The sequence below is a fragment of the Thermomonas hydrothermalis genome (assembly GCF_900129205.1).
GTDB classification, from domain to species: domain Bacteria; phylum Pseudomonadota; class Gammaproteobacteria; order Xanthomonadales; family Xanthomonadaceae; genus Thermomonas; species Thermomonas hydrothermalis.
The window spans coordinates 12,185-25,265 of the sequence record NZ_FQUK01000007.1; the positions used below are offsets into that span (position 1 = coordinate 12,185).

General features: G+C 67.3%; 13 protein-coding genes. 6 read left to right on the top strand and 7 right to left on the bottom strand.

Annotation, left to right across the window (positions count from 1 at the left end; all coding sequences use genetic code 11):
• Positions 1-977 (top strand): MraY family glycosyltransferase (locus BUA29_RS03065; RefSeq protein WP_072755165.1); only part of this gene is annotated, 977 nt, incomplete at its 5' end.
• Positions 978-1,002: 25 nt separating this feature from the next.
• On the opposite strand, the gene BUA29_RS03070 is transcribed toward BUA29_RS03065, so the two are convergent.
• From BUA29_RS03070 to BUA29_RS03080, 3 genes are all read right to left on the bottom strand, one after another.
• Entirely contained in the window at positions 1,003-1,860 is an 858-nt protein-coding gene (locus tag BUA29_RS03070) for a tetratricopeptide repeat protein (protein ID WP_072755222.1), read from the bottom strand.
• Between the two features lie 386 nt (positions 1,861-2,246).
• Positions 2,247-2,873, bottom strand: coding sequence for a TetR/AcrR family transcriptional regulator (locus tag BUA29_RS03075; protein ID WP_072755166.1), 627 nt, complete (start codon positions 2,871-2,873; stop codon positions 2,247-2,249).
• A gap of 25 nt (positions 2,874-2,898) precedes the next feature.
• Complete coding sequence (locus BUA29_RS03080) at positions 2,899-3,156, bottom strand: acyl-CoA-binding protein (RefSeq protein ID WP_072755167.1); 258 nt, start codon at positions 3,154-3,156, stop codon at positions 2,899-2,901.
• 146 nt (positions 3,157-3,302) lie between these two features.
• On the opposite strand from BUA29_RS03080, the gene BUA29_RS03085 reads away from it, so the two are divergent.
• Positions 3,303-5,291 (top strand): SDR family oxidoreductase, encoded by a 1,989-nt coding sequence (locus BUA29_RS03085; protein WP_072755168.1) that lies wholly within the window; start codon positions 3,303-3,305, stop codon positions 5,289-5,291.
• 54 nt (positions 5,292-5,345) lie between these two features.
• Here the strand turns inward: BUA29_RS03085 and BUA29_RS03090 are convergent, their stop codons facing one another.
• From BUA29_RS03090 to BUA29_RS03100, 3 genes are all read right to left on the bottom strand, one after another.
• A complete protein-coding gene (locus BUA29_RS03090) occupies positions 5,346-6,311 on the bottom strand; it encodes a restriction endonuclease (RefSeq protein WP_072755169.1) in 966 nt (321 codons plus the stop codon).
• A gap of 158 nt (positions 6,312-6,469) precedes the next feature.
• Positions 6,470-7,180 carry a phasin family protein gene (locus BUA29_RS03095; protein WP_072755170.1) on the bottom strand — a complete coding sequence of 237 codons (711 nt, stop codon included), beginning with the start codon at positions 7,178-7,180 and terminating at the stop codon, positions 6,470-6,472.
• Positions 7,181-7,249: 69 nt separating this feature from the next.
• Positions 7,250-8,515, bottom strand: a complete 1,266-nt coding sequence (locus tag BUA29_RS03100) for a patatin-like phospholipase family protein (RefSeq protein ID WP_072755171.1) — start codon at positions 8,513-8,515, stop codon at positions 7,250-7,252.
• A 112-nt stretch (positions 8,516-8,627) separates the two neighbouring features.
• Here BUA29_RS03100 and BUA29_RS03105 point away from each other — a divergent pair, with 112 nt between their 5' ends.
• Complete coding sequence (locus tag BUA29_RS03105) at positions 8,628-9,386, top strand: DUF8198 family protein (protein WP_072755223.1); 759 nt, start codon at positions 8,628-8,630, stop codon at positions 9,384-9,386.
• Here BUA29_RS03105 and BUA29_RS03110 read toward each other — a convergent pair.
• Positions 9,357-10,127: an FHA domain-containing protein gene (locus tag BUA29_RS03110; protein WP_072755172.1), complete on the bottom strand. Its 771-nt coding sequence runs from the start codon at positions 10,125-10,127 to the stop codon at positions 9,357-9,359. The genes BUA29_RS03105 and BUA29_RS03110 overlap by 30 nt on opposite strands.
• 152 nt (positions 10,128-10,279) lie before the next feature.
• Between BUA29_RS03110 and BUA29_RS03115 the strand changes: the two genes are divergently transcribed.
• The 3 genes from BUA29_RS03115 to aroA all read left to right on the top strand — a co-directional run bounded on the left by BUA29_RS03115 (position 10,280) and on the right by aroA (position 13,048).
• Positions 10,280-10,552 (top strand): polyhydroxyalkanoic acid system family protein, encoded by a 273-nt coding sequence (locus BUA29_RS03115; RefSeq protein ID WP_072755173.1) that lies wholly within the window; start codon positions 10,280-10,282, stop codon positions 10,550-10,552.
• A 65-nt stretch (positions 10,553-10,617) separates the two neighbouring features.
• Complete coding sequence (gene serC / locus BUA29_RS03120; protein WP_072755174.1) at positions 10,618-11,703, top strand: 3-phosphoserine/phosphohydroxythreonine transaminase; 1,086 nt, start codon at positions 10,618-10,620, stop codon at positions 11,701-11,703.
• Positions 11,696-13,048, top strand: coding sequence for a 3-phosphoshikimate 1-carboxyvinyltransferase (gene aroA, locus BUA29_RS03125; RefSeq protein ID WP_072755175.1), 1,353 nt, complete (start codon positions 11,696-11,698; stop codon positions 13,046-13,048). Before serC ends, aroA begins: the two co-directional genes overlap by 8 nt.
• The last annotated feature ends 33 nt before the right edge of the window (positions 13,049-13,081 follow it).

Here is a 13,081-nt window from a genome sequence, read left to right on the forward strand (position 1 = left end):
CGGTGCCGACCCCGGTCACCGGGGGCATCGCCATTTTCCTGGCGGTGACCGTCCTGTTTTTCTGGACCGGTGCCCGCAGTCCGGCGGCCTATTCCTTCCTGGCGGCTTCGGCGTTGCTGATCGTGCTCGGCGTGCTGGATGACCTGTACGACCTGCGCTGGTACTGGCGGATTCTGGGGCAGACGCTGGCGGCGCTGCTCATCATCTACTGGGGCGGTGTGCGGGTGGAATACATCGGCCCGGTATTCGGCATGAGCCCGACCGCGCTGGGCTGGCTCTCGGTGCCGTTCTCCATCTTCGCCACCCTCGGCGTGATCAATGCGATGAACATGATCGACGGCGCCGACGGCCTGTGCGGTCTGTTGGGGCTGGCGGCACTGGCGATGCTGACCGCAGCGGCGATCTATTCCGGCAACACGTTGCTGGCCGAGCGCCTGTCGGTGCTGGTCGGGGCGCTGGCCGGGTTTCTGCTGTGGAATATACGTCTGCCCTGGCGGCCGCGCGCCAAGGTGTTCCTGGGCAATTCCGGCAGCGCCATGCTGGGGCTGGTGATCGCCTGGATCAGCTTCCGTCTGACCCAGACGCCAGCGCATCCGGTGATCCCGGTGCTGGCGCTATGGATGTTGCCGGTGCCGGTGATCGATTGCCTGGTGCTGATCGTGCGCCGCTTGCAGGAGGGGCGCTCGCCGTTTTCCGCCGGGCGCGATCACATCCACCACATCATGCAGGACGCCGGCTTCGGGCCCACCCGGGCGGCCTTGCATTTGACCTGGTTCAGCCTGCTGTGCGGGCTGGTGGCGGCCGTGCTCAAGCGCATGCAGGTGCCGCCGCCGTTGCTGCTGCTGGGGTTTGTTGCGCTGACCGTGGCCTGGTATCTGCTGAGCCGCCGGCGCGAGCGGGCGGTGGCGTTCTTCCGTCGGCTGCGGCGGGCACCCGCTGCACACCCGGCACCCCTGGCCGTGCCGGATGTGGAGTAGTCGGCGCTGGCGAGGCGCGTCTGGCTTATTCGATTTGCTCCGCCGCCCAGGCCGCGTCCAGTACCTCCATCGCATCGTGCGGCGTGCACTGGCTGGCTTTCTCGTAGGCGGCTGCGGCCGCATCTTCATTGCGGCGGGCGTCTAGCAACAGCAGCACGTTGCCGTGTTCGAGGTGGGCGATCGGGGCGTCGGGGGTCAGTTTGAGCGCCGTCTTGATGTGCTGCTCGGCCTCCGAGGCCTGGGCACCGTAGGTCAGCCCGGCCAGCATGGCGCCGATCTTGTCGACGATTTCGGCGTGATAGACCGCCATCGCGATATGCGCCTCGGCGTGTTTGGGCGCAAGTTCCAGGGTGGTGTCCAGCGCGGTGCGCACCTTGCCGGCAATGCCCAGTTTCAGCGCCTTCACGATGGACAGGCCCTGGCTGTAGCGGCCCAGCGCGAAGGCCAGCCGATAATGGCTGTTGGCTTCGCGCGGCAGCGCCTCGACGGCCGCCTGGGCCAGATCGGCGGCCAGCTCGAAACGGCGAAGTTTTTCCTCCTCGTCCTCGACCAGGTAGGTGGCGTGGATGCCGATGGCTTTGACTGCGACTGACGCTCCGACCGGGCCGAGTGCCTGGCCGGCCTCGAACGCCGCCTGGAAATCCCCATGGTGGAAGGCGCGCCAGGCGTCCGTCAGAGCCTCGGCGAGGGCGGCGGCATCGAGTTTCGGAGCCGCCTTGCCGGCGGCTTTCAGCAGTGCCGCGGCGCGTTTGCTGTCCGGGTACGGCTCGCAGTCGCCGGCGTGCAGACGCGGCCAGGCTTGTTTCAAGGCATCGCCGGGGTAGGCGAAGCCGGAGGCATCATAGGGAAACGGCGCCCAGGCGGCGGATTTCTTGCGAGCCATGCGCAATACCTCGGAGATTGAACCTGCTGCCAGCATCCAGTGTCCGTGTTGCGCTGGCAAGGGGGAGATTGCCGATCCGGACTCGCCAGCCTGCAAACCGTGCTGGGGCATCGATTGCGTTGGCAACCCCCACGCGTGAACATGGGCTGGGCCGGACTTGGGGTGTCGCCGCCAGGGTGGGCGTGCCCTGTGCTTATGTAGTGTGATTGCTCGGACGGGTTGACCGAGGCTGCCAGTCGTATCGAGGAGGACGCCATGCCTGCACGTCGACGCTCCACCACGCCGAGGCTATCGGCCAGGGCCGGTTTTGTCCCGACCGCGCGGCATGTGTGGTTGGCGGCGTTGGGCCTGTTGGCGCGCGCCCTGCGCCGGCCGCGCCCGCCTGGTCAGTCCAGATAGGCGCGCACCAGGGTATTGAGATGCACCCGTTCGGCGTCGCGTAGGAACGGGGCGATCAGCATCATCACCTGGACGATGCCGTCGCGGATCGAGGCCTGCTCGTCACGATCCCCACGCGCGGCGGCGTAATTCAGCCAGAACGTGGCCACCACCAGCACATTGGTGGCCGCGGCGTGTAGCTCGTCGGCGGAGGCGCGCATCACTCCGGCCTGCACCAGCCCGCGTAGCACGGCATGCGCCTGTTCGTCGGCGCGCTTGAGGATGCGCGCAAAGCGCAGCCGCAGGCGGCGGTTGCGGCTGAGGATGTCGACCAGATCGCGGTACAGAAAGCGGTAGTCCCAGATGCACTCGAACACCAGGTGCAGCTGCAGCCAGATGTCCTCAAGCCCGGGAAGCCGCCCTTGCGGCGCGGTGAGCGCGGCATCCATGCGCGCCTCGTAACCGGTGAACAGGTGCTCGATGATGTCGTCCTTGTTACGGAAGTGGTAGTACAAGTTGCCGGGGCTGATTTCCAGCTCGTCGGCGATGTGGTTGGTGGTGACGTTGGGCTCGCCCTGCGCGTTGAACATCGCAAGCGAGGTGTCGAGGATGCGCTGGCGCGTCTGGCGAGCCATGTCGGGGGAGTATCGGCGGGCCGGGTCAGGCGGTCAGTTTCTTCACCAGGTCGATGTATTGCTGCATGGCCTGTTCCTGTGGCATGCCTTTGAGCTTGGCCCAGGCTTCGTACTTGGCCGTGCCGACGAAATCGAAGAAGCCCGGCTTGGGGCCGCTGACGTCGCCTTCCGAGCCCTGCTTGTAAAGGGCGTACAGGCGCAGCAGGGTGTCGTTGTCCGGGCGTTCGGACAGGCCCTGCACGTCGCGGGCTGCCTGCTCGAAACGGGCTTTCAGATCGCTCATGGTGGTTCCCCTTTGGCTGATGGGCGCATCACACCACGCGCTTTCCGGGTGGTCAATACGCGGGGGAATTGTCGGCCGCGTGCAGCTCTGGCAACGTAGCAGTGGAAGGGCGCACGAGGTGCGCCGGACATCCGGGGAGTTACGTCATGGCATATCTGGTGACTGGGGGCACCGGCTTCATCGGCCGGTTTTTGATCGACAACCTGCTCAAGCGCAAGGGCACCATCCATGTGCTGGTGCGCAAGGCGTCGCTGAAGAAGTTCGAGGCGCTGGCCAAGCAGCGTGGCTGGGATCGCAAGCGGGTGGTTCCGCTGGTCGGTGATATGGCCGCGCCCGGGTGCGGAGTGTCCGCTGCACAGGTGCGTGCGCTGGCTGGCAAGATCCGCCATGTCTTTCATCTGGCGGCGCTGTATGACCTCACTGCCAGTGCCGACCAGATGTATCAGGCCAATGTCGAAGGCACACGTCATGCCCTGGATCTGGCCGCGGCGCTGAAAGCCGGGTGTTTCCACCATGTCAGCTCCATCGCTGCCGCCGGCCTGTATCCGGGGGTGTTCCGCGAGGACATGTTCGAGGAAGCGGAAGGGTTGGATGACCCCTATCTGCGCACCAAGCACGAATCGGAAGGGCTGGTGCGGCACGAGACCCGGATCAAGTGGCGGATCTATCGTCCCGGCATGGTGGTGGGGCATTCGCAGACCGGTGAGATCGACAAGATCGACGGGCCTTACTACTTCTTCACCCTGATCAAGAAGATGCGGCAGATGCTGCCGCCGTGGATGCCGATGCTGGGCCTGGAGGGCGGGCGCATCAACATCGTGCCGGTGGACTTCGTCGCCGATGCGCTCGATCACATCGCCCACAAACCGCGTCTGGATGGCCACTGCTTCCACCTCACCGACCCCGATCCGCTGCGGGTGGGCGAGGTGCTCAACGTGTTCGCCCGCGCCGCCCATGCCCCGGAGATGAGCATGCGGCTGGATGCACGCATGTTCGCGTTCGTGCCGCCGAGCGTGCGGATGGCGGTGGGCAGCCTGCCGCCGGTGCGGCGCATCGTTGGCGCCTTGTTGCGCGACTTCCGCATTCCCCGGCAGGTCTTGAAGTTCATCACCTATCCCACCCGGTTCGACAACCGTGAGGCCGAGCGCGCGCTCAAAGGGAGCGGCATCGCGGTGCCGCGCCTGGAGGACTACGCCTGGCGGTTATGGGACTACTGGGAGCGTCATCTCGACCCGGATCTGTTCATCGATCGCAGCCTGAAAGGCACGGTCGCGGGCAAGGTGGTGGTGATCACCGGTGGGTCATCCGGCATTGGGCTGGCCACCGCCCGCAAGGTGGCCGCGGCTGGGGCGATCACGATCATCGTGGCGCGTGGGCAGGAGGAACTGTTCAAAGCACGCGATGAGATGCAGGCCGCCGGTGGCAAGGTGTTCGCCTATACCGCCGACCTGTCCGATATGGCCGACTGCGATCGTCTGGTGGCCGAAGTCCTCAAGGCGCATGGCCATGTGGACATCCTCATCAACAATGCCGGCCGTTCGATCCGGCGTTCGATCGAGCTCAGCTACGACCGCTTCCACGATTTCGAGCGCACCATGCAGCTCAACTATTTCGGCAGCCTGCGCCTGATCATGGGGTTTTTGCCGACCATGGTGCAGCGACGCAAGGGGCACATCATCAACATCAGCTCGATCGGTGTGCTGGCCAACTCGCCGCGCTTTTCCGCCTACGTGGCCAGCAAGGCGGCGCTGGATGCGTTCAGCCGTTGCGCCCAGGGTGAGCTGTCCGGCAAGGGAATCCACTTCACCACCATCAACATGCCGCTGGTGAAGACGCCGATGATCGCTCCTACCAAGGTGTATGAGAACGTGCCGACCCTGACTCCGGACGAGGCGGCGGATCTGGTGGTCAAGGGCATCATCGAAAAGCCCAGCCGCATTGCCACTCGGCTGGGCATCTTTGCCGCCGTGATCAATGCCGTGGCACCCAGGGCGTACGAAGCGGTGATGAACACCGCCTTCGAGCTGTTCCCGGATTCGGCAGCGGCCAAGGGCGACAAGCAGGCCTTGCGCGACGAGACGCCGAGCCAGGAGCAGATCGCCTTTGCCGCGCTGATGCGCGGCGTGCATTGGTAAGCAGCGCCGATGGCGCGACGACCGGCGCGGTGGATTGCCGCGCCGGTCGTGCGGTCAGAACGTGCGGCACTGCTTGAATCGAACCGGTTTTTTGCTGCCGGCTGGGGGTTGCAGCTGGATGCGCGAGGCCGCCAGCTCCGGATAGCGCTCCAGCAGCGGGCAGAGTTCGTTGATCGGATCAGCCTCCTCGCTGCTCAGATACACCAGCAGGGTGGACTGGCTGGACCACAGGGCACGATCCACCCCGAATAGGGTGGAAATACTGTTTGCGGCCTCACGACGTCGCTGTTCCAGCACCGCCGGATCGGTGGGGATGGCCTCCGTCGTTGCCGTCGGGGCAGGCGTTGGGGCGACGGTGCGCACGCGCGGCGGCGGGGGCGGCATGCCATCCTCCGGCGTGGATACAGGCAGTGCCGCTTGCGCCAGCATCCAGACCAGACCGCCGATCAGCGCCGCACCGCCCCAGGCCAGCAGCGGGCCGGGCAGGGCGCCTGAGGACGACACAGGGGCCGCGGGGGGCTGTTCCGGCTGATGCGGCACATATGGGCGGACTTCCGGCCACAGCGTCTCGCCGTCGATCAGCTCGATGTCCTGTTCATGCGCCAGGCGAACCGCTTCTTCGTCGAAACGTCCAGGCGTCACCACGATCACGCGGCTGGCGCCGCGCAGGGTGGCGGCCTTGGACAGGCCCAACAGCGGCTGGGCGCCCACCACCGAGGCAGTGCCATATTTGCAGGACAGCAGGACGCGCTCGCCGTTGCGCTGCAGCAGGATGTCGTTGCCGTTGGTGGGGATGCCATCGGCCGGCATGCCGTCTTCGATCACCGGATCCAGGCCGCGCGCATGCATGGCCTTGAGCACCAGCCGGGCAAATTCCCGCCAGTGCAGGCTGGCCAGCAGGTCGGCATCGCGCGACTTCGGTGCCTCCGTGGCGCGGGTGGAAAGAGTGTGGCGTAGCCAATGCGTCAGGCCCAGACCGGACACAACGAAGGCGATCAATGCGATGAGCAGAGCAATCATGTCGTGGACAGGGGTGTAGAGTCGGGGGAAGACGGGGGGCAACTATACCGTTTGAAACGGCAGAACCTGCGTGTCACAGGCCAATCCGATCCAGCCGGGGCTGCAAACGCGACGCCCCCGCAGGGCGGGGGCGTCGGGGTGAGGTGCGGGAAGCGCGCTTAGCTGGCGCTGCCGGTGTCCGCAGCCGGGGCGGGTGTGGTGTCCGCCGCTGCTTGCTGCGGCTTGACGGCGGCTTTGCGGGGCGCGCGGGTGGAGGGGGTCACTTTGGCGCCGTTGCCGGCCTTGGTCGCTGTTGCGGGCTTGGCGGACTTGGCTGCCTTGGCCGGGGTTGCTTTCTTGGCGGTCGCCGCCTTGGCCGACGTCCGGGTTCGGGCTGCCGTCTGGTTGGCGCCGCCCTTGCTCTGCCGCAAGGCCTCAGTCAGCTTCTCGACGCGGGCATTGAGGGTTTGCAGGTCTTCCCGGGTCGGTACGCCGAGTTTGACCAGGGCACGCTGGACGCGCTCTTCGAACACCTTTTCCAGCTTGTCCCAGGTGTCAGCGGCGCGTTCGCGGGCCTGTTCGACCTGCCCTTCCACCGCATCGCGCACCGCGCTGGCGCGGCTGCCTGCGAACTTGCGGGCGGTCTGCTCCAGCGACAGGCCGTCGCGCACCAGGGTTTCAAACAGCTTGCTGCCCTCGGCCTGGGCGCGAGTGAAGGCGCCCATGCCAGCCAGCCAGATCTGCTGGGCGGATTCGGTGATGCTCTTGGCGTTCAGCAGCAGGCCGGACGACTTGCGGGCGGTGCTGCGGGTGCTGCGTTTGCGGGCGGTGTTGCCAGCGGCCGCCTTGCGTGCAGTGGTGCGGGTGGATTTCTTCTTCAGCGTAGCCATGCGTTGCCCCTTTGCGTCTGCGACGCGCGTGTGGATTCAGATGCAGGATCGGCGCGCTGTCTAGAGCATTCACACCATGTGCTGGCGGCGCAGACGATGTTCGAGGTCGTCGAGCGCCCGATGCAGTTTTGCGGTGGTGGCGGTGGTGCGGCGAGGGGGCGGCAGGTGCGCCACGATCGAGCGTGGCCGGTCGGCGATGACCTCCTCGCGCAGACGGATGCCGTGGCGTGCCAGCACCGGCGTCAGCCGCGCCTGCTGCTGGCGCAGATCGGTCAGGGTGTTGCGGTAGGCCAACTGGGCGATCCGGCGCCGCGCCGAGAAGCTGAAAATGTTGGTGTAGAACAGCTCGCGGTCGCCGGCATTGGGTTCAAACACCAACTGGTCGATGCCGGGGTACTGCTGCGGGTAGCGGGCCAGCCCCACCTGCATGCGCGATTGCAGCATCGTGCGCAGGGTCTGCGAAAGCACGCCGGGCAGGCCGCCCTCGGCGATGCGCCGGTCGCTGAAGCGGTGCGCCAGTGCGGCTTCGCTGGAGTCGGTGCCGGGGTTGAACGGAACCAGTGGATTGATGCCCAACATCAGGTCGATATCGCGGTCGAGCACCATCGAGGCGTGCATGGTGCGGCGCAGGGCGCCATCCACCACGTGGTGCACCTGGCCCTGACGGTCGCGCAGCGTGACTGGCGGGTACAGACCCGGCAGGGCGGCACTGGCTTGCACCGCCCGCGAGAGCGGTACGTCCTCCCAGCCGGCATCCCCGAAACGGATGGTTTCGCCGCTGTCCAGATCCACGCCGATCACGTACAGCGGGCGCGGCAGGGTGCGGAAATCATTGCTGCGGCCATTGCGCGTGAATATCTCGCGCAGGAAGCGTTCGACTGCGTCGTTGTCGAACAGCCCGGTCGGTACCACGCTGCCGAGCCGGTTGAGCACGTCCGACCAGCGCGAGTCGCTGCGGCCGCTCCAGATGTCGCGCAGCAGGCGCATCCCCAGTCGCGGCAGCCGGGCCAGACGCCGGCGATACTCGCCGAGCGCCGGGCGCAGAAAGGTCTCGGGGCGGAAGTGGATCTCTTCGCTGTCACCGGTGATGAAAATCCGGCACAGCTCGGCGGTGTTGATGCCGTTGACCAGGCCAGCGGCAAGGAAGGCCCCGGAGCTGACCCCGACGTAGCAGTCCAGCCGGGTTAGATCCAGCCCGTCGCAGGCCTCCTCCAGCGCGCGCAGGGCACCCAGTTCGTACATCGCGCCGACCGGCCCGCCACCGGCGATGGCCAGCCCGATCCGGGGCGGCTGGTGTGGCGGGCGCGGCGGCTGGGCGACGTGCAGAGACAGCATGGACGGCACTCGACAGGACGATGCCGCGAGTGTAGCGCGGCGGAACGGGTGCGGCATCGCGTGCATGGGATGTGCCCTTGCCTGGATGGCAGGCGACCCCGACACTGTCACCATGACCCCACGTTCGACGCTGCGGGCACGCCTGGCGCGGCGGTTGGCCCTGCATCAGCGCCTGTTCGACCCGCGCCTGGAGCCGCGTAATGCGCTGCCCTGGCTCAAGCCGCTGCAACGCTGGCAGGCGGCGCGGCTGGAGCGCAGCTTTTCGGTGTTCCTGCAGGATCCCTCGCAGCGTCCGGCAGCGCGGTTTTTCCTCACCGATGTCTATGGCGACCGCGACTTCCGCCAGCGGGATGCCGACATCGCCCGGGTCATGCCGATGATGCAGCGGCTGCTGCCGGAGCCGCTGCTGCTCACGTTGGCCGATGCGATTGCGTTGGCTGCGCTCAGCCATGCCTTCGATTTGCGCATGGCACAGGCGCTGCATGATCTGGCGCCTGTGACGGCGACCCTGGACGTACCGCTGTATGGCCAGGCGTACCGCCAGGTTGGTCATCCACGCCTGCGGGCATGGCAGATCGCCCTGATCGACGAGGTGGGCAGCGGGCTGGCTGCCGCAGTGCAGATGCCGGGTGTGGCACGGCTGCTGCGGTTGTCCCGGTTGCCGGCGCGTGCCGCCGGTTTGGGCGAGTTGCAGGGGTTTTTGGAGCGCGGGTTTGCAGCGTTTGTCGCGCTGGGTGATGCGCGTGCTTTCCTCGACCATATTCGGGTGCAGGAAACCCGTACCATGCAGCGGCTGTTTGCCGGTGCGCCTGATCCGTTCGGTTTTGCGGGCGGTGTGGTCTCAGCGTGGCCCGAACATCAGCAACCCTGACAGCAGCAGGGCCAGCAGCAAGGCGGCAACCAGCAGCCAGGGCACGCGCTGGGTCCAGTGTGCGGGCGCCGGCGTGGGTGGCTCAGGCGGCAATGGGGTGACGGCCACAGGCGTCTGCAAGGACGCCGGCGGGCCTTCCAGCACGAAACGATGACGCCCGCCGAACACCAGCTGGTCGCCGCTTTGCAACACGGCCTGTCGCACCGGCTCGCCGTTCAGCCAGACCTCGGCGCCGGTCTGGTCGAGCACGACCTGACCGCTGCGCAGGGCCACCCGGGCGTGCTCGGGGACGATGCCGTGTCCCTCGATTCGCAGGTCGCAGCCGCTGGCGCTGCCGATCCAGCGCGGCTGCTCCAGACTCACGCTGCGGCCATGGTGGTCGCCACCGATGCCGCGCAGAACCAGATGCACGCTGCCGGTCGGGATTGGGTCCGGGGGGGGCAGTGGCGGATGTTCGCGGGGCGCGACCAGCAGCAGCTCGTGGCCTTCGGCATGAATGCTGTCGCCAGCGCGCAGCAGCGCCAGTTGACGCACCGGGCGGCCATTGACGTGGATGCCGCGCACGCCGGGTGCCACGACCAGCCAGATGCCGCGGCGGTCATGGCAGATCTGCAACAACCATGCATCGTCGCTGGCGACTGGCACCAGCCGTCCGTCCCGGAGGGCCAGGGCATGGACGCCGGTGTCGAGCGGCAGGTCGGGGCGGGCGTCGTCGCTAAAGCGCAGGCACAAGGCAGTCATCGCCGTGCAATCTAGCATGGCAAATGCCGTGCAACGCTGGTCAACCGTGGCGCTGCAGCAAGGGGGCGTGTGATTTGCGCAGCAGGCGCCCTTGTTCCCGGCAGGGGCGGGCCGGCAGAATGCAGGTGTCCTGTCGGCTTCCTTTTTCGGCCATGTCGCGTATCGAGATCCGTCACGCCCACTCCCTGACCCAGGCCCAGGCCCGCAAGGCGGTCGAGGAGGTGGCGCGCAAACTGCACGAGCGGTTCCAGTTGGCATGTGACTGGCAGGGCGACACCCTGCATTTTTCCCGCTCGGGGGTGGACGGAAAAATCGAGCTGCTGCCCGGTGCCCTGCAGGTGCATGCCAAGCTGGGCTTTCTGACCGCGATGTTCAAGGAACCCATCGAGGCCGAGATCCGGCGCGTGCTCAAAGAACGCTTCTGAGACGGATACCCGCAAACCCGCTGCGGCGCGGCATACTCTCCGGCCCCGTCGTTGAGAGCCTGTCGATGTCGCGCGCCTACAACTTCAGCCCAGGTCCTGCCATGTTGCCCGAGCCGGTATTGCGGCAGGCGCAGGCCACATTGCTGGAATACGGGGAGGTCGGGGCCTCGATCCTGGAGATCAGCCACCGCGGGGCCGATTTTCTTGCCGTGGCGCGCCAGGCCGAAGCCGATCTGCGCACGTTGCTTACGATCCCGGATGACTACGCGGTGTTGTTCACCGCAGGCGGCGCGACCACGGTGCAGGCGTTGCTGCCGCTCAACTTCGCAGCTCCTGGGCAGCCGTGCGATTACGTGATCAGCGGCCATTGGGGCAAGACTGCGCTGAAGCAGGCGGCGCCGTATGTGGAGGCGCGCATCGCCGCCAGCAGCGAGGCCGGCGGGTTCCGTGACCTGCCGCCGCGCGAGCAGTGGCAGCTGTCGCCCGATGCGGCCTATGTCCACGTCACCGCCAACGAGACCATCCACGGCGTCGAATGGCGGCACATCCCCGATGCCGGCGCCGTGCCGCTGGTGGCTGATTTCAGCTCCTCGATTGCTTCCGAACCGCTGGATGTCAGCCGGTTCGGGCTGATCTATGCCGGTGCCCAGAAGAACCTCGGGCCGGTGGGCATCACCGTGGTGATCGTGCGTCGCGATCTGTTGGAGCGCGCCGGCCAACCGCGCGCCCCGATCCTGGACTATCGCGCCATCGCGGCCGCAGAGTCCATGCTCAACACCCCGCCCAGCTGGAACTGGTACGTGCTGGGCCTGACCGTGCAGTGGATGCTGGAGCAAGGCGGGGTGGCCGAGTTCGCCCGCCGCAATGCTCGCAAGGCGGCGTTGCTCTACGACGCCATCGACGGCTCTGGCGGCTTCTACCGCAACGAGGTGGCGCCAGCGGCGCGCTCGCGCATGAACGTGCCGTTCTTCCTGCACGATCCGGCGCTGGATGCCCTGTTCCTGAGCGAGGCCAAGCAGGCCGGGCTGATCGGCCTGAAAGGCCATCGCGTGCTTGGCGGCATGCGTGCTTCGCTTTACAACGCCATGCCCGAGGCCGGCGTGCAGGCGCTGGTGGAGTTCATGCGTCAGTTCCAGGCCACCCATGGCTGAGACGACCGACGTAACCGGCCCGGCTGACGCCAGCGGGCCTGCGCAGCAGCACTGGATCGTCGCGCCCGGCTGCCCATTGCGTGGCACGCTGACGGTGCCTGGCGATAAATCCATCTCACACCGGGCGGTGATGCTGGCCGCGCTGGCCGATGGCGTCTCCACCATCGACGGCTTCCTGGAAGGCGAGGACACCCGCGCCACGGCGGCCATCTTCGCCCGCATGGGGGTGCGCATCGAGGCACCGGCACCCTCGCGGCGGATCGTGCATGGGGTCGGCCTCGATGGCCTGCGGGCACCGGACGGCCCGCTGGACTGCGGCAATGCCGGCACAGGAATGCGCCTGCTGGCTGGGTTGCTGGCGGGCCAGCGGTTCGACAGCGTGCTGGTCGGGGATGCCTCGCTCAGCCGGCGGCCGATGCGGCGCGTCACCGTGCCGCTGGCGCAGATGGGTGCGCGCATCGACACCGCCGAAGGTGGTCTGCCGCCTTTGCGCATCCATGGCGGCCAGCGTCTGCAGGGCCGGGTTCATACGCTGGAGGTGGCCAGCGCGCAGGTGAAATCGGCGCTGTTGCTGGCCGGGCTGTATGCCGCAGGCCACACCGAAGTGAACGAGCCGCACCCCACCCGCGACTACACCGAGCGCATGCTGGCGGCGTTTGGTGTGGACATCGTCTTTTCTCCCGGCCATGCGCGGCTGCACGGCGGCCAACGCCTGCGTGCCACCGATGTGGCGGTGCCGGCGGATATTTCTTCGGCGGCGTTTTTCATTGTGGCGGCCAGCATCGTGCCTGGATCGGAGCTGCGCCTGCGGCAGGTGGGCCTCAACCCGCGTCGCACCGGGCTGCTGCGCGTGTTGCGGCAGATGGGGGCAGACATCCGGGAAGAGCATCCCGGCGAACACGGGGGCGAGCCGGTGGCCGATCTGGTGGTGCGGCACGCGCCGCTGCGTGGCATCGCGGTGCCGGAGGCGGTCGTGCCGGACATGATCGACGAGTTCCCGGCCCTGTTCGTCGCCGCCGCTTGCGCGGATGGGCCAACCACGGTGCGTGGCGCGGCTGAGTTACGGGTCAAGGAATCCGACCGCATTGCCGGCATGGCGGCAGGGCTCCGCACGCTCGGCCTGCGGGTGGATGAAACACCGGACGGTGCCACGATCTACCCCGGCGTCCTGCACGGCGGCTGTGTGGACAGTCACGGCGACCACCGCATTGCCATGGCGTTTGCAGTCGCAGCCCAGCGCGCCACCGGGCCGGTGCAAATCCGCGACGTGGCCAACGTGGCCACGTCGTTCCCTGGGTTCGACACTCTTGCCTGCGCGGCCGGGTTTGATCTGCGTCGGATGTGATCGCCTGACCCGTGTGTGCGGTAGGCGCCGCTG